Genomic DNA, 19837 nt, shown 5'->3' on the forward strand with positions numbered 1-19837 from the left:
GCGCTAGCGGGATCGGGCGGCGCTGGCGGCGTCGCGCGCCACCGGTACCCGGGCGAGGATGCCGGCAATGATCGACGACGGCGTCTCACCCGTGCTCTGTGCCTTGCGGTCCAGGATGAGCCGGTGGGCGAGGACCGCGTCGGCGACGGCGCTGACGTCATCGGGGAGGACGAAGTCGCGCCCTTCGAGTGCAGCCCCGGCTTTCGCGGCCCGCAGCATCTGCAGCAGGCCGCGCGGGCTGGCGCCGAGCCTCAGCTGCGGGTGCTCACGCGTGGCGTGGCCGATGCCCACCGTGTACTCCTTCACAGCCGGGGAAACGTAGACCTGGCGAACCTGCCGGATCATGGCCGCGACGTCCTCCACTCCTGCGACGGGGCGGATGGAGCTCAGCGGCGAGACCGACTGGTGCGTCTCGAGCATGTCCATCTCGGAACTCATGTCCGGGTAGCCCATGGAGATGCGGGCCATGAAGCGGTCGCGCTGGGCCTCGGGCAGCGGGTAGGTGCCCTCCATCTCGATGGGGTTCTGCGTGGCCACCACCATGAAGGGGTTGCTCAACGCGTAGGACGCTCCGTCCACGGTGACCTGGTGTTCCTCCATGCACTCGAGGAGGGCCGACTGGGTCTTGGCCGAGGCCCGGTTGATCTCGTCGCCGATGACGATGTTCGCGAAGACCGGTCCGCGCCGGAACTCGAACCGGTGGGAGTCCTGGTTGTAGATCGAGACACCGGTGACGTCCGAGGGCAGCAGGTCCGGCGTGAACTGGATGCGGTTGACGCTGCAGTCGATGGTCCGCGCCAGGGTCTTGGCGAGCATGGTCTTGCCCACACCCGGAACGTCCTCCAGCAGCAGGTGCCCCTCGGCGAGCAGGACGGTCAAAGCCAGCCGCGCGGCGTCGGGCTTTCCATCAATCACGGTGTTGATGGATTTGAGGATGCGGGCGCTGGTCTCGCGGAAGGTCTCGCCGGTCATCGGCGTGCCTGCGTGGGCGGTTTCCGTTGAGGGCGCCGTGCTGCCGTTGGGGGTCGCGTACTGGTTATGGGCGTCCATGGATACCTTCCGGAACATCGCCGGGACCCCGGTCCACGTCGGTGTGGAATCGTCGTCGTGCAGCGGCTGTCAACTTCCTACAGATTACTAGGACAAACGCTGGTCGTGGGGGAAAGTTCCGGGCTCTAGGGTTGGAGTATGTGCACCAGCCAGATCCCTGCCCAGTACCGGCCCGCGGAGACCGGGCCGTCAGGCGCTTCAACAGACTCGCCCACCGGCCGCACCCGCGCTTCCGAATCGGGGGGCCGCAGCCGGAAACTGCAGTACCCGCCCGCACCTGAGCCGCTGCCTTTCCCAGTCATGGACAACCACACGCACCTTGATTTCCGGGACGGCGACGTGGCCGTCAGCGCCACTGACGCGATGGACGCGGCGGAGGCTGTCGGCGTCGGATTCGCGGTGCAGGTGGGCACGGACCTGGAGTCGTCGCGCTTCACGGTCAACGCCGTCGAGCGCGACCGCCGCCTGCTCGGCGCCGTGGCGATCCATCCGAACGAGGCGCCGGTGCTCGCTGCCGAAGGGACGCTCGAGGACGCGCTCGCCGAGATCGAGGAGCTGGCCCGGCACCCACGCATCCGCGGGATCGGCGAGACCGGGCTGGATTACTTCCGCACCGGTGAGGACGGCCGCGAACGGCAGGAGTACTCCTTCCGCCGCCACCTGGACATTGCCCGCCGGCTGGACCTCGCCCTGCAGATCCATGACCGGGACGCGCACGACGACGTCGTGAAGGTCCTGCAGTCGGAGAACCCTCCGGAGCGGGTGGTCTTCCACTGCTTTTCCGGTGATGCCGAACTGGCGCGGATCTGCAACGAGAACGGCTGGTTCATGTCCTTTTCCGGCACGGTTACCTTCAAGAACGCCGGCGACCTGAGGGAAGCTCTGTCGGTTGCCGACCCGTCGCTGGTGCTGACCGAAACGGATGCGCCGTTCCTCACGCCGCATCCGTTCCGGGGTCAGCCCAACGCCACCTACGCCGTCCCCTACACCGTCCGATTCATGGCAGAGCACCTCGGGACGGATCTTGAGGAGCTCTGCCGCCGCATCAACGCGAACACGCGCCGCGCTTACGGGGAGTGGGACTAGGCGGTCAGTGGCCCGCTCAGTGGCCCGCTCAGTGGCCTGGCGCTAGTGGCCTGCACCGAGCTTCCCGGCGAGGCGCTCACGCATGAGGACTGAGGCGTCGTTGAGGCCGATCACCTCCACCTCCTTGCCGTGGTGGTGATACTTCTCGGTGATTGCGTCGAGCGCCGCGATGGTCGAGGCGTCCCACAGGTGCGAGGCGTGCATGTCGATGACCACCCGGTCGGGGTCGGTGGCGTATTCGAACTGGGTGTAGAGGTCGTTGGAGGAGGCGAAGAACAGCTCCCCGTTCACCACGTAGGTGGCGACCTCGCCGCCGTCGTGCGTTGAAACGGTGCGCTCCACGGTGACGAAGTGCGCCACGCGCCGGGCGAAGGCCACCATGGCCACCAGCACGCCCACACCCACACCGATGGCGAGGTTGTGCGTCCACACCACTACGACGACGGTGCTCACCATCACGATGGTCTCGCTCCGTGGCATGCGCTTGAGGGTGGCGGGGTGGATGCTGTGCCAGTCGAACGTGGCCACGGACACGAAGATCATGACGGCCACCAGTGCGGCCATGGGAATGATCGCGACGACGTCGCCCAGCGAGACCACCAGGATCAGGAGGAACACGCCCGCGAGGAACGTGGAGATGCGGGTGCGAGCACCGGAAGCCTTCACATTGATCATGGTCTGGCCGATCATCGCGCAGCCGCCCATGCCGCCGAAGAAGCCGGTGATGATGTTCGCGGCGCCCTGGCCCCAGCTTTCGCGGGTCTTGTCCGAGTGGGTGTCGGTGATGTCGTCCACCAGCTTGGCGGTCATCAGCGATTCGAGCAGGCCCACCAGCGCCAGCGCGAGGGCGAACGGCGCAATGATCTGGAAGGTCTCAAGCGTGAAGGGAACGTTGGGGAAGAACAGGCTGGGGAGGCTGTCGGGCAGTTCGCCCTTGTCGCCCACGGTCGGGACGGAGACGGCGGCAACCACGGTAAAGATAGTCAACACGATGATCGCGACCAGTGGAGCGGGGACTGCCTTGGTGAACCGGGGCAGCCCGAAGACGATCAGCAGGCCCACCGCCACCATGGGGTAGACCATCCACGGCACCCCGAGCAGCTCGGGAACCTGCGACAGAAAGATCAGGATGGCCAGTGCGTTGACGAAGCCCACCATGACTGAACGCGGAATGAACCGCATAAGCTTCGCTACGCCAAGCAGTCCCAGAACCACCTGGAAGATCCCGCCGAGGATCACCGCCGCGATGAAGTACTCGACGCCGTGGCTTGCCACCAGTGGCGCGATCACAAGTGCGACGGCGCCGGTTGCCGCGGAAATCATCGCCGGACGCCCGCCGAGGAACGCGATCGAGACCGCCATGGTGAAGGACGCGAACAGGCCCAGTCGCGGATCCACCCCGGCGATGATCGAGAACGCGATGGCTTCCGGAATCAGCGCAAGGGCCACCACGAGGCCGGCCAGCACCTCGACCTTGAGCAGGCGCGGGCTCTTCAGCGTTTTTAGGACGGATTGGCGCTCCACTGGTGTGAGGGCAGAAGTGGCCGTGGGCATGCGGAGATTCCTTCGGTGAGAGTGAAGAGGTGTCCGCCACGTGCCGGATGCTGAGGGGCGGCGCCGCAGTGGGACGGACGGTAGGCTGTACGCCGATGTACGAAGGGCGGCGCTATAGCCATGTGCCCTGTTTCAACTCTACCCTAACGTAAGGGTTGATTAGCAACGCGAGGGCGAACAATGGGTGAATCCGCTTCAACTGCGTCCGCGACCATGCACATAGGTGAGGTCGCAGAGCGGACGTCGCTGTCCCTGCGCACCATCCGGCACTACGACGAGGTTGGCCTCCTTCCAGCCTCGTCCCGCACCGAGGGCGGTTTCCGCGTCTACACCGAAGCTGACGTCGAACGCCTGCTGGTGATCCGGCGCATGAAGCCGCTCGGTTTCAGCCTGGAGGAAATGGCAGACCTGCTCTCGATCGTCGACGGCCTGGAAAGCGCCAGTGGCGCAGAGGCTGCCGGGTTACGGGAACGGCTCGCTGCGTACGTCGAATCGGCCGCGGCCAAGCGCCGAAAGCTTGAGGAAAACCTCCGCGGCGCGGACGAGTTCATCGCCACTCTGAGCCGCTTCTAACGCGCCCTGCCGCCTGGAGGCCCTGTGTGAGCCGCATCATTCGCGACTCGCCGAGCTTGCCCATTTATCACGATTCAATTACGGTGGCATGTTATTAGCCGGGGTCGGGGAAGGCTTTCGGACTAATGCCGTCCGCTGCGGACGGGTTCTTTCTGGGATTTTGCCAATGATGTGATGTGCCTTCGGTGCCCTGTGCCCGGATGCCACAGCACGACGTCGGCGTGCCCCGGTGAGTGCCCTGCCGCCGTCGTTCATTTGCCTGTGCACTCTGTGCTGCGCCAGCTATTGCTGCGCGCCCATCAGAGCGCCATTTCCCCGTGCCCGGATACTTCGCGGGATGTAGGTGCGTGTGGCAAAGAGGGATGCTAAAGCCTGGGCAGTTCTGGCCGGGCAAGGGGCAGTCATGGTGAGTCTGGTTGCCGGGCTCGTGGCTTTCGTGGGCGACGGCAAGAGCGTGCAGGTCGTAATCGACGGCGAAAGCCGAACCGTCCAGACCTTCGCCGACACCGTTGACGATGTCCTGAAAGCCGCGGACGTGACGGTCACCGCGAATGACGAGGTGGTTCCGGCGCTGGCAAGCGCTGTCGATGACGGCACAGCCATTCAGGTGCACAAAGCCGCACCCGTCGATATCCGCCTCAACGGAGCCGAGACGGTAGTCCACACCACCACTGACACAGTCGGTGAGCTCGTCGACGAGCTCGGTGTGGCCAGTGACTCCGATGTCTCCGCACCTCCCGCCACGCGCCTGGTCACCCTCAGCTCCACCCTCACCATTTCGACGCCGAAGGCGGTCACGCTCGCGGTTGACGGCAAGAACCGCCGCATCGAGACCAAGGTCAACACCGTGAAGGACCTCCTCGCCGAAGCGAAGATCACGCTCGGCAAGGAAGACCGCGTGTCGGTGCCGGTCAACAGCTCGCTCGTCACCGGGATGGGCCTGAAGATCACCCGTGTGGAGACTGACAAGAAGGTCACCAAGACCGAGGTCATCGACTTCGGAACCCGCACTGAGGAGACCGACGAACTCCTGGTCGGCGAGCGCGAAGTCGTTCAGGCGGGTGTGGCCGGCGAACGCACTCTCGTGTTCTCCGTGACCCTGGTCGATGGCAAGGAAACCGGCCGCAAGCAGGTCAGCGACAAGGTCACGCGGCAGGCCGTTGAGGAAGTTGTCGCCGTGGGCACCCGCGAGGAGGAGCCGGAGCCGGAGCCCGAGGAAGAGGAGACCGCCAAGGCTGCCGCAGCGGGCGCGGAGGAAGAGAAAGAGACCCCGGAACCTGCCCCTGAAGCGGTGGCTGCGGGCGGCGGAGCCTGGGATGCCCTCGCCCAGTGCGAGTCCGGCGGCAACTGGTCCATCAACTCCGGTAACGGCTACTACGGTGGCCTGCAGTTCAGCGAGTCGAGCTGGCTCGGAGCAGGCGGCGGCAAGTACGCCCCGCTGCCGCACCAGGCAACCCGTGCAGAGCAAATCGCAACGGCCGAGGTGCTCAAGCAGAACGGCGGCTGGGGCCACTGGCCTTCGTGCTCCGCAAAGCTTGGCCTTAGATAGTACCTCTAACTGAAGCCTCCCCGTTCAGCGCCCGTGTCGGTTCCCGGCACGGGCGCTGCTGCGTCTGGGGCATGCTTGCCGGGCGTGCAGCGGCGTCCCGCTACGATGGCTAGGTGAATGACAAGGCAAGCCAGAGCCCGGCAACCCCCCTGCTCGGAGCGGGGGAGATCCGTCGGCTGGCGGAGGAGTTGGGCATCCGTCCCACTAAAACGCTGGGGCAGAACTTTGTCATCGACGGCAATACCATCCGCCGGATTGTGTCCGCGGCCGACGTCGACCCCTCCGAAACGGTCCTGGAAGTCGGTCCCGGGCTGGGTTCGCTGACCCTTGGCCTGCTGGACGCCGCCAAGCACGTGGTCGCCGTCGAGATCGATCCGGTACTTGCAGCCCGTCTCCCGGAGACGATCGCGCAGTGGCGTCCCGAGCGGGTCGACTCCTACGACGTGGTCCAGGCCGACGCGCTGCGCGTGACCGAACTGCCCGCCGACCCGTCCGCACTGGTTGCCAACCTGCCGTACAACGTGGCCGTTCCCGTGGTGCTGCACCTGCTAGCGCAGTTCCCCTCAATCCGGCACGGCCTGGTAATGGTGCAGGACGAAGTGGCGGACCGGCTCGCCGCCCCTCCGGGCTCCAAGGTTTACGGCGTCCCGTCCGTGAAGGCAGCTTGGTACGGCACCATGCGCAAGGCCGGCGTGATCGGCATGAACGTGTTCTGGCCAGCGCCGAAAATCGCCTCGGGACTCGTGGCCTTCGAACGGCACGACCCGCCCCAGACCTCCGCCTCCCGCGAGGAAGTGTTCGCCGTGATCGACGCCGCGTTCGCCCAGCGGCGCAAGACGCTTCGTGCGGCGCTGGCGGGCTGGGCGGGCGGAGCGGCCCGCGCCGAGGAAGCGCTGGTGAGTGCCGGCGTCGAACCCTCAGCCCGCGGCGAGGTGCTGGACATCCACGCCTTCGCACGCATCGCCGAGGGAAAGCCCAAGCCCTAACCGCCCTTGCGCACAATCCTGCAACTTCTGATGCACGCACGACGGCGGCGCCCCCGCCAAAGTGCGGAAGTCCTCCGCAAGACGCCGTTCCGAGGTGTAGAACCTGCAGGTTTCTGCCCGCAAGTACAACCGGCAAAAGCCGAACGGCGGCCACCCCGCGTGGGGGTAGCCGCCGTTCGGCGTTAGGAACTGGTTATAAGTCCAACCGACCTACAGGCCGCCCTGACGGGTCGGGGGCATGAAGCCGCCGGTCTGGTCGTCGTCGTCGCGATCGGCCGCGCTGCGGGTGTCGCTTCCGGCGAGGCCGTCGGATTCGCCATCGTCGTCGATCAGGCCGTTGGTTTGGTCGAAGGGCTCACCGAGAGGACGGTCCGGGACGGTTCCGGCGGTACCAACTCCTGCAGCTCCGGCACCGGTGACGCCAACCTCGGGGGTGACGTCCGGAGGGGTGGTGTCCTCGACCGGAACGGCCGGCGGTACGTCGGTCATCAGGGAGTCGCCGGCCGGCACGTCAGTGGTAACCACGTCGACGTCATCGGTGTCCTTCTTGCTGCCGCCTGCCGCGGCAGCTGCTGCAGCGACACCGGCTGCCGCCGCGACGCCCGCCGCCGCTGCTGCCTTGCCGGAGATGCCGGCCTTGCCATCGTCACCACGCGAAGCAGCCGCGTCAGCAACAGTGGGCGTGCCGACAGTGCCGCCGGCAACCGAGCCGCGCCAGGCGCCCGTGGCGTAACCCTCATCCTCGATGAAGGCCTTGAACCGCTCCAGATCACTTTCAGCCTGCTTTTCGACGACGTTCAGCTTGTCGCCGATCTTTTCGACCAGGCCTTCGGGCTCGTACTCAAGCTCGAGCCGGACGGAGGTCTGGCCGCCCCCGACATCCTCGAACGAGACAGCGCCCGCGTTGGTTGCTCCTTCGGTCGCAGCCCAGGCCACGCGGCGGTCGGGCTCCTGCGCGAGGATCCGGGCCTCCCACTCGCGCTTGACTCCACCGATTTCAGCGACCCAGTGGAGCCGGTCGTCGCTAAGCTGCTCTACCTTCTTCACCCCGCCCATGAAGTGGGGAAACTCTTCGAACTGTGTCCATTGGTTGTAGGCCACGCTCACCGGAACGTTGACCATGATCTGCTTTTCGATCCTCGTGCTCACAGCGTCTCCTTCGGTTCGAACGTCGATGAAATGAATTCATCAGTATGCTTACGATACATAAACACCCGGCCGCTGGCTACGCGTCGGAAATTTGCTCTTCTGACCAGTCCGGTCGGCCAGCCGCTCCGAATCTCTCAGGTTGGGCGAAGATCCACCTCAACGTTTCGTCAGCTGTACACGCCGGTTGGCCGGGAAAGTACCGGGAATCTTCGCCGTTCCATTGGGACAACTAGAGACACAAAAAGATAGAGTGCCCTGTCGGGGAATGGGGTGAGGCGTATGAGTCCAACGTGGTTGGCGGGTGCAGTCCTGCCTGCCGTCGACCGGAACGAGCCGGTGCCCGAGGTTCTGCGCGCGCTATCCAGCTCCCATCAACTGGGAGCGATCATTGTTGGTAAACCCGGCGTCGGTAAATCCTTCCTGTTGCATGAGGCGCTCAGCAAGACCGAGGTAGACCAACTCGCCATCCACATGCGCGGCACGGCTCTCTCGACGGACAAACCCTTCGCAGCCCTGTCATTCCTCATGGGTGAACTCGGCCTGAGCTTCGAGTTGGACCCCCACGACATTGTGGACGCGCTGGCTCCGCACCTTCGGGAGATGGCCGACCGGAAGCAGATTGTCCTGGTGGTCGAGAATGCTGATGCACTGGATGCGGCATCGGCGGAGGTCGTTGCGCAGCTCGCCCTGAACCGCTCCGCCAAGCTGCTGGTCGCCTGCAGGGACCTTACGCGATGTCCGCCGAGCCTGCGGACGCTCTGGCTTGAGGGAGCGCTCGCGCGCGTGGACCTGGACTGCCTCCCGCTGGCGGAAGCGCAGCAGCTGCTTACCACAGCGCTCGACGGCGTCATCTCGCGAAGAGCGCTGCATGCCCTTTGGGACGCCAGCTCCGGCAACCCGCGACTGATGCAACTGCTGGTCCAGGATTTTGTCAGTTCAGGTCGGCTCGTCCGCCACGGGGACATCTGGGTTCGCGGCCGGGGACCGGTCGAGGTGTCGCAGGCGACGGCGGACGCTGTGATGGCTCACCTCGGTGCGTTGACGCCTGAGCAACTGGCGCTACTGGAGATGTTGGCGCTGGCCGGTTCAATGCCGTTGAGCCTCGCTTCGACTCTTGGCTCCGTTGGGGACCTTGATCACCTGCGGGGCGTTGGAGCAATCGAGCTTGGCCGTGATCCCCAGCAGCTCGTGATCGTCGGCTATCTGGTCGGTCTGGTGATCCGAAACCAGGTCGGGGCGTTTGCCCGGGTGGGTCATCTCGCACGGCTGCGGGAGCAGAGCCCCGATGGCGTCCCGCCCATCCATCCCGTACGCCATGCCGAGTGGGTTCTGGAATGCGGGTTGCCACTGGGTGCGGAAATCGCGCTTCGTGCAGCCACCTTGGCCAACGATCACCACGACACTGAGACCGCCCTGAGGCTCCTCGGTTCCGCTACAGGGGAAGGCGAAGCGGCATTGCCCCTGCTGCTGGAAACGGCCCGTGCCCACATCAAGGCCGAGGACCTGACGTCCGCGGCCACAGTGATGGGGGAATTCGAGAAAGCGGCACGTACCGTGATCCCCAAGGAGGAGCTGGCACTTCTCGAGAACCCGAAGAACCGCGCCCTTCGTGTCCGCATGGAGGCTGCTCGCTCGATTCTGGCCGCATGGAACAGCCGTCCGCTCGGCAGCTCCGGTCCCGCAGCCCGAATCGGGCCGGAACCGGGGAGTATTCTCCTGGCCCAGATGGAGCAGGCTGCCACCGAGGGGCGTTTCACTGACATTGCATCAACCCTGAGGAAAACGCAGAAGGAGTGGAGCGCCGACGGGCCGGAGATGGCGCTGCAGCTCACCGGCCTTCTGGCGCTCGCCGATGCGGTAACCGACGGCCAGCACGAGGCTCACGCCCTCAGTGAGGAACTCGCAGCGTCCCTCCAGCACGTCGCGGTGCCTCCCAGGGTGCGTGCCCGCCTGGTGTTTTGGCTCCAGTTGGTGTCCCTGGTTACGGGAGGCGCGGGTCAGGTACCGCAGAATCAACCGTCGGTCTCCGCTGACGGCACCGCCGGTGAACTGATGGACGGGGTGACGCTTGCCCTCCAAGGTCGGCACGAGGAGGCTTTGGAGCTGCTCGTGCCGGCCCTGGCTCAGTTGCATGTAAGCGATCCCGCCGGTCTGAGGTGTACGGCTGCTGCCGCCACCGCTTACTGTTATGCGCTTCAGGGCGAGTCCGGCAAGGTACGGCCTCTGATGTTCCCGCTTGAGGATAGGACTGCGCAGGCGAGCATCCCGCAGTTCGCCCTCCGTTACTTCCGTGCCCTCACCCTCGTTCAGCTCGGTTCCACCGCCGAGGCGCGACGGATGTTGAGCATGCAGGCGGAGGAGGAAAAGTCTGCAGGGCGGTCCGGGCTCGAAGTTGTTGTCCGGGCTGAGCTGGTCTGCCTGGGTGACAGGGACGCGGCAGCTGAACTGGTGGCCGCCGCGGCCCGCACGCAAGGCCCGTTCTCCGACCTCTGTGCGCTCCTTGGGGAAGGGGTCCGTTCCCGGAAGCCGAACCTTCTGGCGGATGCGGCCAAAGCAGCGGAAGCTATGGGAAGCTATGGCTTCGCGGAGGACATCCGCGAGCTTCTGCGGAAACTCGCAGTGGCATCGGGCGACCGCACGCTAACCAAGAAGATTCGGCGTGCCACAGCCGCGTCCGGCTTTCACCCGAACGCTTCCCGTTCCGGCGCGCAGCTGAACCTCCTCACGCCACGCGAACGGGAAGTGGCCCGGCTTGCTAGAAGCGGCCTATCCAACAAGGAAATAGCCGCGCGCCTGCACGTCTCGATCCGCACGGTCGAGGGTCACCTTTACCAGATCTACGTGAAGATCGGCGTGAGCAGCCGCAATGACCTCCTCGCCGCGCTCGACGGCGAAGCCTCCTAAGTCTGCTGCGCCCCCCTTCCCAGATACTCGTCGGCCAGTTGTTTCACCGTGCGTTCTCCGCAGTCAGCCAGCGTGCTCAGAGCCGGCCGGGGAACCCGGACGGCGCCGCGGCTGAGGCGCGTCTCCAGGTCCCCGGCGAGTGCTGCCAGTTGGGTGGCACCCAGCATCCGAGAGGACGTCATGATACCCAGCAGAACCTCCTGGGCCTCCGTGGGATCCCTGTGCCGTGAGGCGTTGACCAGTCTGGTGTATCGCTTATCCCAGATCTCGATGAAGTTCCGGACAAACTGGTGCACCGGCTCCGGATCGTGGAAGTCCGTTTCCATGGCCACCAGCACGGAAAGGTCGAGCAGCGGGGCTTCGTCGGGTGATGTCACTGCGATCATTCCGATGTAGGCAGCTAGTCCTGCTCACCGTCGGCGGCAGGAGTTGCCATCTCGGAACGCGGCACCATGCGGGTCACGGCCATGCCGGCGGCGAGCAGGGCGAAGCCGGCCAGGCCCAGCCAGAAAATGTCTCCGGCGCCCGTGTAGGCCAGGGCTCCGGACCCGATACCGGCGGCCATGGGAGAAGAGGGATTGTTGTACATGGAATTACCACTTTCTTTCTGATCTGCGCAGGACATCGAAATAAGCGCGAGCGTGAACAATTTGAAGGAAGATGTCGTAGGGAAGTTCGTACATTGTGGCGGCGAGAAATCGCTGAGTGCGATTCTTGTCTTTAAGTGTGATAGATCGCTCAAGCACAAAAATTCCTGTCACAGCGAGCCAGAATGGGTGGATATTGATACTTCCCACGGCCACCAGGCTCCAAATCAAGGATCCGAGGTAGGCGAGCGTCACGAGTATTCCCACCAGGCTCAGGAGCTGCCTTCCCCAGTAGGCGGCCGTCACGCGGGTGAAGCCGTACTGGAAACAGTTCTCCATGGCACCGCGCTTCCAGCGCAGCCGCTGTGCCCAGAGTTCGCGCCACGAGCTCATTGCGTCGGTGACAAGCAGGCAGTCCGACGGCGCCAGTAGCTTCATGCCGACAGTCATCACCGCGAAACTCAATTCGTTGTCCTCGGTAAGGACGGTGGTGTCATAGACGCCACCTGCGCCGTCACCGGCAGGCAGTTCGCCGGTGAGGCGGGCCTGGGAAATCCTTCGCAGCGTGCTGGCCCGGAACATGGCGGCGGTGCCGGTGACAACAAGGCATTTGCCTTTGAGCCGCCTCACGTCGCGGGCGTACCGGGCATACTCGTTGTCCTGCAGGTGGATCAGGAACCGCTCGGCAAGGGAAGCATCAGGGCCGGCCTGGACGGCGCGGAACGTCCCGCCTACCGCTCCCAGGGAGGCGTCACCTCCAATATGCCGACGGGCGCCGGCCACAAAGTGCGGGTCAAGGATGGAGTCCGCGTCCTGCACCAGCACGGTGTCGTCGTCGTGCAGGGTCGGCAAAAGATTCGCGAGGACCTGGTTGAGCGCACCTGCCTTCTTGGCTGTGTTTCCGAAGCTCTCGAAGACGGAGACACCGGGAAGATCGGCGTCGCGGACCAGCTCCACCGTTCGGTCCGTGCAATTGTCGGCAATGACAATAATCTGTGAGGGGCGTCGGGATTGCTGCAGGAGACCGCGCACGGCCTGAAGAATAAGCTCCTGCTCATTATGGGCAGGAATAAGTGCGACTACCCGCCGGTCCTCGAATGTCCCCGGCGAGACTGTCGATTCCCGGATTAGGGCAGCGGGCATTACATCTCCTCAACAACTCGCAATTGTTGAGAAGACTATTCACCGCGCAATGCATTACACACGCGTAATTCCTACGCGAATCCCTGCGGCTATTTACGTGCAATGTACGTGGGAATTATGCGAAATCCGCCGGGGGGCTACTGGGAAGTACGTGCAACACCCGCAGCCCTACCCGGAGAACTACCCGGGTAGGGCTGCGGCAGATGAGATCGGAGGGCGCTACCTTGCAGCTACCCGGGTAGGTGCGGAGGTCTTGGCCACCGACCGGTATCCGGTCTTGATTCCGGTGACGCGGACCGTGAGCTGGGCGTTCCTGTCCCGAACGTTCACCCTGTAGGACTTCGCCGTTGCACCGGAGATGGCCACTCCGGAGCGGTACCACTGGTACCGGAAGGTGGTGCCGGTGGTCCACCGTCCGGGGTTTGCGGACAGTGTCCGTCCCGCCCGGGCGGTGCCCTGGATGGTCGGGGTGGAGGAGAGGGGGATCGGCGCGATGACGGGTGCCGGCGTCGTGCTTTGCACCGCAGGGCGAGGTGTGAAGGAAAAGTCGCGCAGCACCACGCTCTCCGGTCGGACGGTAGCGGGGGAGCCGCCGCCCCCGCCGGTGACCCATAGGTTGAAGTGGATGGCCTCGCGTGCCGGGACCGGGACGGTCGAGCCCTCCAAGATGGTCCGCTTGAGCAGTTTGCCTGTGTAGCCCTCGCCGGCGAAGGTCTCGAACGTGATCCGTCGCGGTTCCCAGACCATGCGGTGGGTCAGGACGGGATCGGCGGTGACGCCGAAGGTCACCGTGTTGTTGCCGCCCTGGCCTGGCGCCTTCGTGGCGTCGAACCAGTAGCCGTGTGCGGCGCTGACGGGCCAGGACTCGCCGTACGCGGCGCCTCCGCCCCAAGCTGACGCCTCGCACAGGTCGATTTCGTTGTAGCCGGGTGCGGCGTCCGGGTCGTAGGTGAACAGGCACCCCCACACCACTTCCTTCTGGAGGCTGCGCAGGTCCTTCTCCACGGTGACGCTGTAGGTTCCGTAGCCGAAGCCCTTGCGGGTGGAGAGGAACTCGGCGCCGACGGGGGCATTCCCGGTGGGGTTGGTGATGCTCAGCTTCACGTGGCCGCGGGCATCGGGATTCGCGACGTTGGCCGGATCCACGAGTCGGTTGTAGTGCGGTGCGCCGGCCCAGAAGCGTTTCTGCCAGTTGAAGCCCTTCCAGGAGAAGCTGCCGGCGGGGCCCGGGTCAACGGTAGTCATGGGTTCATTACTAACAGTGCCAACGGCATTCGCGGGCGTGATCGTGCCGGCGGCGAGCACGACTGCGGTGACGGCAACGAAGAGGCTTCTGGGTAGGGCGCGGGTGAGGTTCACGGGATGCTCCTGGCTGTTCGATCGAGACTTGGTGTTGCTCCCGATCGAGTATGTTTGGGCTTCCCTCTGATTCCGGCAGGAACCCATCAGCGCAACCGCATTCTTCCCAAAGCTTTGACAGCCGCTTGACTGTGCTTAAAAGTCCTGCCAAACGCGCAGCTAACCACTCATTTTCCGCTGGAAAAGCGCACCTTCTGCGCACTCAGAGGGGGCAGGACGACGACGGCGGCGCCTACTCGTGCGAGGGCTCGCCGGTGATCTGGTGGTCGGCATGGTTCATAGCCTCGCGGACCAGGCGCGTGAGGTGCCCGTCGACGATGCTGTACACAACGTTCCTGCCCTCACGGCGGGTGCTGACCAGGCCGGAAAACCGCAGCTTGGCCAGGTGCTGGCTCACTGAGGTGCGGGAGGCGCCCGTGCGCTCGACCAGGGCGCCGACGTCGGACGGTCCTTCGGTGAGCAGCCAGAGCAGGTGGAGCCGGGTGGGGTCGGCGAGCATCCGGAAGGTCGCCGCGCCGGCTTCGAGACGGGGCTGGTCGGGATTGTCGGCGTGGTGGAGGCTCGGTTCCCGTTTCGGTAGGACCTCGCCCATTATTCCCTCGTTCTAGCGTGCCTGTTCACTCAGTTCCGGCGCCTGCACGGTGCTCTCAGCCGTGCCAACGCCCGGCCAGAGCCGGAACGCAGCCACCGTGCCCAGTGTAGCGATCACAGCCAGCACAGCGGCAGCGGTCGGCAGGCCCGCATCAGCGCCTACCCATCCCGCGATCGGGTAGCTGAGGATGAAGCAGGCATGCGAGAGCGAGAACTGCGCCGTGAAGAGGTAGGACCGCGTGTCCTCCGTGGCAGCCCTGCGCAGCAGCCGCGCCGACGGCGTATTGATCATCGATGTCCCCGCACCCAGCAGTACCCACACCGCCGCCAGCAGCGGCGCGGCGGGAATAACAGCGACGACGACGGCGGCCGCCACCCCGAGCGCGACCACTCCAGCGCCGGTGAGCATGAGCGAGCGGTCGGTGATCCGGTCGAGGACAGTGGGCGCGGTGAGCGCCACGATCATTGACCCTGCGCCGTAGCAGGCCAGCGCCAGCGCCACGTGTACGTTGGACCCGCCCGCCAGGTCCCGCACGTAGACCACCGTATTTACCAGCACCAGCGCCGTCCCGGAGGCCACCACGAGGTTCAGCGCCACGAGCCCGCGCAGCGACGGTTCCCGCAGGAAGATCCGGGTGCCCAGGGTGGTGCGGTGCAGCAACGAGCCGGTGCTCGCCGTCGTCGTCGTAAGAGGCAGGCGGGTGGTCACCACGAGGATGGCCGAGAGGACGAAGCCAGCCACGGTTCCCAGGAACAGGTCGTTGTAGGCGAGGACCGACAGGAGGGCAGCGGCGATGATGGGGCTGAGCAGGGATTCCAGGTCGTAGGCGAGCCGCGAAAGCGAGAGTGCGCGGGTGTAGTCGCGTTCCTTCGGCAGGATCGTCGGGATGACGGACTGGAAGGTTGGGGTGAACGTGGCGGACGCGGCCTGCAGCACGAAAATCAGCACGTAAATCTGCCACACCTGGTCGGTGAACGGCAGCAGGACAGCGACGCCGGCCCGCACCAGGTCGGCGGTGACCAGCACGGTCTTGCGAGGGAGCCGCTCGACCAGCGCCGTCATCAGCGGCGCCACGAAAACGTACGCGAACATCTTGATCGTCAGCGCCGTCCCGAGCACCGCGCCTGCCTGACCGCCGGCGAGGTCGAACGCGAGCAGGCCTAACGCCACGGTCAGCAACCCGGTGCCGAGCAGGGCCACAATTTGGGCCGAGAACAGTTTCCGGTAGGCGGCGACCCGCAGCACGTTGAGCACAGTTGCATAGTAGCTCATGTGCGCAGACGTGCACATAAGCGTTCGCGAGCGCCGGAACGATCACGACTTCCGTGCGCCCCGAGCCGCTAGGCGTTCTCGCCCGAACGGCCGTGCGCGAGTCCGGTCGGGATCCCGATCAGTGCCGGCTCCGGCGCCCCGCAGCACGCCGCCGCATCGGCCGGCGCCGGAACATCACAGCTGGTTCCGGCGTCGGTGGAGCACACGCCCGTCTCAGGTAGCTCGAGGCGTACGTGATCTGCCGCCTCGCGGTCCCCGGCAAGTGCGGCTGCAACAGAGCGGACCTGCTCGTAGCCGGTGGCGAGAAGGAAGGTCGGCGCCCGGCCGTACGACTTCATCCCCACAATGTAGAAGTCCCGCTCGGGATGCGCGAGCAGCTTCGCGCCATGCGGAGGGACGGTGCCGCAGGAGTGGAACTCCGGATCGATCAACGGCCCGAGTTCGCGGGGTGCCTCCACCGCCGGATCCAGTTCAAGGCGCAGCTCCCGCAGGATGGACAGGTCCGGCCGGAAGCCGGTGCAGGGCACGACGACGTCGGCCTCCACCGCGCGCCCGTCCACCGCTTCAACGGTCACACCGTCGAGGCGGTCATACAGCGCACGGATGCCGAACCCCGTCCGCAGCTCGATGGCGCCTGACTCGACGAGCCTGCGCAGTCGGGCGCCGAGCTGGCCGCGTGCCGGCAGTCCGTCCAGATCTCCGCCGCCGTACACCTTCTGCGCGGAAGCGCCGCGCACCGCCCAGAGGATCCTTGTGGAGGGCTCTTCCCGCGCCAGTTCAGTGAGGCTGATCAACGTGTTCGCCGCGGAGTGGCCGGCACCGACCACCAGGACGCGGCGGCCCGCGAAGTCCGCGCGATCTCTACCTTTCACGTCCGGCAGTGGAACAGAGACCCGTTTCCCGGTTGCCTCCTCGCCGAGCGCTGCCAGGCCGGAGACACCCAGCGGATTCCGAGTTGACCACGTTCCGGACGCATCGATGACGCCGTCGATCACGTGGTCCGTCGTCGAACCACCGCTGTGCTGGACGCGGACCACGAATGGCGCCGCCTCCCGGTTCTTGGTGTGGGTCTTGTCCATGCCCTCACGCGTTACAGCGACAACCCGCGCGCCCGTGTGGAGGCGGGAGGCGATCGCAGGGACCGCCGCCAACGGCGCCAGGTACTGATCGATCAGTTCCCCGCCGTACGGCACGGCCGTCGGCCGTGGGTGCTCCCAACCGGTGGATTCCAGCAGGCGCGCCGCGGCGTCGTCGACGTTGTACCGCCACGGCGAGAACAAGCGGATGTGGCGCCACTGCTCAATAGCCGCTCCAGCGGTAGCACCAGCCTCGAAGATTATGGGCTCCAACCCCTGCTCCAGCAGGTGGGCTGCAGCGGCGAGTCCGATGGGGCCCGCCCCGATCACTGCGACGCTTTTCATGGCCGCACTACCTACGCGGCAGGCGTGAGGGACTCGATGAGCCTCTCGATGCGGGACCGGATCTCGTCGCGGATCGGACGCACGGACTCCACGCCCTTGCCCGCCGGGTCCTCGAGTACCCAGTCCTCGTAGCGCTTGCCGGGGAAGTACGGGCACTCGTCGCCGCAACCCATGGTGATGACGACGTCGGACTCCTGCACCGCCTCGGTGGTAAGCACCTTGGGGATCTCGTTGCTCATGTCGATTCCGACCTCGGCCATGGCCTCGACGGCGGCAGGGTTCACCTTCTCCGCGGGTTGGGATCCGGCCGAGCGGACCTCGATGGCTCCGTTCGAAAGCGTGGTGAGGAACGCTGCCGCCATCTGCGAGCGGCCTGCGTTGTGCACACAGACGAACAGGACGGAGGGCTTCTTGGATTCGGTCATGGGAGTCTCCTAGGCGGCTGGACGGTCAGAGGGGTGGAGGTGAAGAAACGCCGGCGCGCCCAGAGGGCAACGTAGACCAGTGCCACAAGGACCGGCACTTCGATGAGCGGGCCGACGACGCCGGCAAGCGCCTGCCCGGACGTCACACCGAAGGTGCCAATTGCCACTGCGATGGCCAGTTCGAAGTTGTTGCCGGCGGCGGTGAAGGCGAGCGTCGTCGTCCGTGCATAGCCGAGGTTTAGCCACCGGCCCACGAGCATCCCGGCAGCAAAGACCACCAGGAAATAGGTGAGAAGGGGCAGCGCGATGCGGGCGACGTCGAGCGGACGGGCGGTGATGGTTTCGCCCTGCAGGGCAAAGAGCAGCACGATCGTGAACAGCAGTCCGTACAGAGCCCACGGTCCAAGTTTGGGCAGAAACGCGCCTTCATACCAGTGCCTGCCGCGGGCCTTCTCGCCGAGGGTGCGGGTCAGGAAACCGGCCACCAGCGGTATGCCGAGGAAGACCAGTACGGAGGCTGTGATGGCCCAGAAGGAGAAGCCGGCGCTGGTGGTCGGCAGGCCAAGCCAGGACGGCAGCAGCTGGAGATAGAACCAGCCCAGGGCACCGAAGGCGATCACCTGGAAAACGGAGTTGAGGAAGACCAGCACCGCGGCGGCTTCGCGGTCACCGCAGGCCAGGTCGTTCCAGATCATGACCATTGCGATGCAGCGGGCAAGTCCAACGATGATCAGACCGGTGCGGTATTCCGGAAGATCGGGCAGGAAGATCCAGGCCAGAGCGAACATGAACGCAGGCGCGGCCAACCAGTTGATGACCAGTGAGGCGGCCATGAGCTTGCGGTCTGCCACCACGCGATGGGTCTGGTCGTAGCGTACCTTGGCCAGCACCGGATACATCATCACCAGCAGCCCGATCGCGATGGGTAGCGACACCTCGCCGATCTTCACCGCTTCCAGTGCGATATTCAGGCCGGGCACAGCGGACCCAAGCACTAGGCCGAGCGCCATGGCGCGATGATCCACACCGGCAGGAAACGGTCGAGAGTTGAGAGCCGCTCCGCGACGAGTGAGTCGGCGGCAACCTCGCTGGCACGGGCGACGGAGGAAGAGGTAGGGGTGCTCACGGAACTCCAGTTGGCAAACATTGACGACGATCGATCGATACGAATACCACCAGCTATATCGATGGTTGTCAATCCAGTGCATAATGGACCTCATGGCCTCTGTACCAACTCTCGAGATGCTGGACGACTCCTGCTGTGTTCCGTCGGGCCGGCCGACGCTCAGCGTCGAGGACGCGCAGCAGCGGGCACTGGTATTCAAGGCGCTCGCCGACCCGAACCGGCTGCGCCTGCTGTCAATTGTGAAAGCGGGCGACGCCGGAGGATCGTGCGTCTGCGACCTCACCGAGCCGCTCGATCTTGGTCAGCCCACCGTCTCGCATCACCTGAAGGTTCTGGTGGAGGCTGGCCTCCTGCAGCGTGAGAAGCGTGGAACGTGGGCCTACTACTCGCTCACCCCCGGTGCGCTGGACAAGGTTGCCGACCTGATCAGTACGCTCTGACGAGTTCCACGCGCCACACCCAGCGGGTGAAACTGCGCAAACCTGCGCCTATCCTGCGCTCGAAAAAGTCCTGCTCCGGCATATGCTCAGCGTGGCTTGAACGTTCCTTGGGGGAGTGCGTGAAAAAAATACTGGGTTGGGCTGTCCTTGCGGCCCTCGTTCTATGGGCTGTCGCCTTTTTCGCGCTCAACCAGATGCACGCCCGGGAAACTCAGAGTATGGTCGCCGCAGCGGACCGCGTCGACATCCCGGGGAACTGGACTCTTATCTCTGAGCGCATCGAGAGCGAAAAGCTCCCCTGCCTCAACAGCAATCCGTGCCCCAGCCTGCACCGCAGATGGCAGACGTCCGAAGAACTCAGCGAAGACTCCCTCCAGGTGTTGGCTTCCTCCGCCGGCCTCAGCCTCACCGTCGACCGCTCCTGCGCACGCCCGGACAACGTCCTCGGCGACGCTGCCCTCTGCACCGGCACCGCCGCGGATGACGGCTATGACTTTTCCTTCACCATCAGCAGTCCGCAGCCGGGGGCAGACAGCATCCTGGTCCTCGGCGTGGAGGCGTCCGACGAGTGAGCCGCCCTTTGCCACGTCCCGAATCATCAGTAAGCTTCGGATCGTGAGG

General features: G+C 65.4%; 18 protein-coding genes and 1 pseudogene. 7 read left to right on the forward strand and 12 right to left on the reverse strand.

Annotated elements, in window-relative coordinates; translation table 11 throughout:
• Nucleotides 1-3: 3 nt before the first annotated feature.
• Nucleotides 4-1050 (reverse strand): AAA family ATPase, encoded by a 1047-nt coding sequence (locus GC088_RS04450; RefSeq protein ID WP_323960854.1) that lies wholly within the window; start codon nt 1048-1050, stop codon nt 4-6.
• A 138-nt stretch (nt 1051-1188) separates the two neighbouring features.
• On the opposite strand from GC088_RS04450, the gene GC088_RS04455 reads away from it, so the two are divergent.
• A complete protein-coding gene (locus tag GC088_RS04455) occupies nt 1189-2136 on the forward strand; it encodes a TatD family hydrolase (RefSeq protein WP_323960855.1) in 948 nt (315 codons plus the stop codon).
• Between the two features lie 42 nt (nt 2137-2178).
• Here the strand turns inward: GC088_RS04455 and GC088_RS04460 are convergent, their stop codons facing one another.
• A complete protein-coding gene (locus GC088_RS04460; protein ID WP_323960857.1) occupies nt 2179-3690 on the reverse strand; it encodes a SulP family inorganic anion transporter in 1512 nt (503 codons plus the stop codon).
• Nucleotides 3691-3870: 180 nt separating this feature from the next.
• On the opposite strand from GC088_RS04460, the gene GC088_RS04465 reads away from it, so the two are divergent.
• The 3 genes from GC088_RS04465 (at nt 3871) to rsmA (ending at nt 6798) form a co-directional block, all read left to right on the forward strand.
• Entirely contained in the window at nt 3871-4263 is a 393-nt protein-coding gene (locus tag GC088_RS04465; RefSeq protein ID WP_323960859.1) for a MerR family transcriptional regulator, read from the forward strand.
• A gap of 403 nt (nt 4264-4666) precedes the next feature.
• Nucleotides 4667-5812, forward strand: a complete 1146-nt coding sequence (locus tag GC088_RS04470) for a resuscitation-promoting factor (RefSeq protein WP_323960861.1) — start codon at nt 4667-4669, stop codon at nt 5810-5812.
• A 113-nt stretch (nt 5813-5925) separates the two neighbouring features.
• The gene (rsmA, locus tag GC088_RS04475; RefSeq protein ID WP_323960863.1) at nt 5926-6798 is read left to right on the forward strand and encodes a 16S rRNA (adenine(1518)-N(6)/adenine(1519)-N(6))-dimethyltransferase RsmA; all 873 of its coding nucleotides are present in this window, start codon (nt 5926-5928) and stop codon (nt 6796-6798) included.
• A gap of 210 nt (nt 6799-7008) precedes the next feature.
• On the opposite strand, the gene GC088_RS04480 is transcribed toward rsmA, so the two are convergent.
• Entirely contained in the window at nt 7009-7947 is a 939-nt protein-coding gene (locus tag GC088_RS04480) for an SRPBCC family protein (protein ID WP_323960864.1), read from the reverse strand.
• Nucleotides 7948-8226: 279 nt separating this feature from the next.
• On the opposite strand from GC088_RS04480, the gene GC088_RS04485 reads away from it, so the two are divergent.
• A complete protein-coding gene (locus GC088_RS04485) occupies nt 8227-10851 on the forward strand; it encodes a helix-turn-helix transcriptional regulator (protein WP_323960865.1) in 2625 nt (874 codons plus the stop codon).
• On the opposite strand, the gene GC088_RS04490 is transcribed toward GC088_RS04485, so the two are convergent.
• The 9 genes and pseudogenes from GC088_RS04490 to arsB all read right to left on the reverse strand — a co-directional run bounded on the left by GC088_RS04490 (nt 10848) and on the right by arsB (nt 18776).
• The gene (locus GC088_RS04490; RefSeq protein WP_323960867.1) at nt 10848-11228 is read right to left on the reverse strand and encodes a hypothetical protein; all 381 of its coding nucleotides are present in this window, start codon (nt 11226-11228) and stop codon (nt 10848-10850) included. The two genes, GC088_RS04485 and GC088_RS04490, sit on opposite strands and share 4 nt — an antisense overlap.
• Nucleotides 11229-11251: 23 nt before the next feature.
• The gene (locus GC088_RS04495; RefSeq protein ID WP_323960868.1) at nt 11252-11440 is read right to left on the reverse strand and encodes a hypothetical protein; all 189 of its coding nucleotides are present in this window, start codon (nt 11438-11440) and stop codon (nt 11252-11254) included.
• Nucleotides 11441-11444: 4 nt separating this feature from the next.
• Nucleotides 11445-12581 (reverse strand): glycosyltransferase family 2 protein, encoded by a 1137-nt coding sequence (locus GC088_RS04500; RefSeq protein WP_323960870.1) that lies wholly within the window; start codon nt 12579-12581, stop codon nt 11445-11447.
• Nucleotides 12582-12800: 219 nt separating this feature from the next.
• Nucleotides 12801-13940 (reverse strand): hypothetical protein, encoded by a 1140-nt coding sequence (locus tag GC088_RS04505; protein WP_323960872.1) that lies wholly within the window; start codon nt 13938-13940, stop codon nt 12801-12803.
• 232 nt (nt 13941-14172) lie between these two features.
• The gene (locus GC088_RS04510) at nt 14173-14532 is read right to left on the reverse strand and encodes an ArsR/SmtB family transcription factor (protein WP_323960874.1); all 360 of its coding nucleotides are present in this window, start codon (nt 14530-14532) and stop codon (nt 14173-14175) included.
• Between the two features lie 12 nt (nt 14533-14544).
• A complete protein-coding gene (locus GC088_RS04515; RefSeq protein WP_416377514.1) occupies nt 14545-15786 on the reverse strand; it encodes an MFS transporter in 1242 nt (413 codons plus the stop codon).
• An 86-nt stretch (nt 15787-15872) separates the two neighbouring features.
• Nucleotides 15873-17225, reverse strand: coding sequence for an FAD-dependent oxidoreductase (locus GC088_RS04520; protein ID WP_323960878.1), 1353 nt, complete (start codon nt 17223-17225; stop codon nt 15873-15875).
• Between the two features lie 11 nt (nt 17226-17236).
• Entirely contained in the window at nt 17237-17650 is a 414-nt protein-coding gene (locus GC088_RS04525; RefSeq protein WP_323960880.1) for an arsenate reductase ArsC, read from the reverse strand.
• Nucleotides 17647-18776: pseudogene (gene arsB, locus GC088_RS04530) on the reverse strand (ACR3 family arsenite efflux transporter). Before arsB ends, GC088_RS04525 begins: the two are co-directional and overlap by 4 nt.
• 92 nt (nt 18777-18868) lie before the next feature.
• Here arsB and GC088_RS04535 point away from each other — a divergent pair.
• Both GC088_RS04535 and GC088_RS04540 read left to right on the forward strand, forming a co-directional pair.
• On the forward strand, nt 18869-19216 hold the full coding sequence (locus GC088_RS04535) for an ArsR/SmtB family transcription factor (protein WP_323960882.1): 348 nt from the start codon (nt 18869-18871) through the stop codon (nt 19214-19216).
• A gap of 119 nt (nt 19217-19335) precedes the next feature.
• The gene (locus tag GC088_RS04540) at nt 19336-19788 is read left to right on the forward strand and encodes a hypothetical protein (protein ID WP_323960884.1); all 453 of its coding nucleotides are present in this window, start codon (nt 19336-19338) and stop codon (nt 19786-19788) included.
• Nucleotides 19789-19837: the final 49 nt, after the last annotated feature.

The sequence above is a fragment of the Arthrobacter sp. JZ12 genome (assembly GCF_035189165.1).
Taxonomy (GTDB): Bacteria; Actinomycetota; Actinomycetes; order Actinomycetales; family Micrococcaceae; genus Arthrobacter_D.

What these genes read in the sequence shown, in the direction of transcription:
- GC088_RS04450 (WP_323960854.1), bottom strand. Translation starts at nt 1,050, where the DNA reads ATGGACGCCCATAACCAGTACGCGACCCCCAACGGCAGCACGGCGCCC.
- GC088_RS04455 (WP_323960855.1), top strand. Translation starts at nt 1,189, where the DNA reads ATGTGCACCAGCCAGATCCCTGCCCAGTACCGGCCCGCGGAGACCGGG.
- GC088_RS04460 (WP_323960857.1), bottom strand. Translation starts at nt 3,690, where the DNA reads ATGCCCACGGCCACTTCTGCCCTCACACCAGTGGAGCGCCAATCCGTC.
- GC088_RS04465 (WP_323960859.1), top strand. Translation starts at nt 3,871, where the DNA reads ATGGGTGAATCCGCTTCAACTGCGTCCGCGACCATGCACATAGGTGAG.
- GC088_RS04470 (WP_323960861.1), top strand. Translation starts at nt 4,667, where the DNA reads ATGGTGAGTCTGGTTGCCGGGCTCGTGGCTTTCGTGGGCGACGGCAAG.
- GC088_RS04485 (WP_323960865.1), top strand. Translation starts at nt 8,227, where the DNA reads ATGAGTCCAACGTGGTTGGCGGGTGCAGTCCTGCCTGCCGTCGACCGG.
- GC088_RS04495 (WP_323960868.1), bottom strand. Translation starts at nt 11,440, where the DNA reads ATGTACAACAATCCCTCTTCTCCCATGGCCGCCGGTATCGGGTCCGGA.
- GC088_RS04500 (WP_323960870.1), bottom strand. Translation starts at nt 12,581, where the DNA reads ATGCCCGCTGCCCTAATCCGGGAATCGACAGTCTCGCCGGGGACATTC.
- GC088_RS04510 (WP_323960874.1), bottom strand. Translation starts at nt 14,532, where the DNA reads ATGGGCGAGGTCCTACCGAAACGGGAACCGAGCCTCCACCACGCCGAC.
- GC088_RS04520 (WP_323960878.1), bottom strand. Translation starts at nt 17,225, where the DNA reads ATGAAAAGCGTCGCAGTGATCGGGGCGGGCCCCATCGGACTCGCCGCT.
- GC088_RS04525 (WP_323960880.1), bottom strand. Translation starts at nt 17,650, where the DNA reads ATGACCGAATCCAAGAAGCCCTCCGTCCTGTTCGTCTGTGTGCACAAC.
- GC088_RS04535 (WP_323960882.1), top strand. Translation starts at nt 18,869, where the DNA reads ATGGCCTCTGTACCAACTCTCGAGATGCTGGACGACTCCTGCTGTGTT.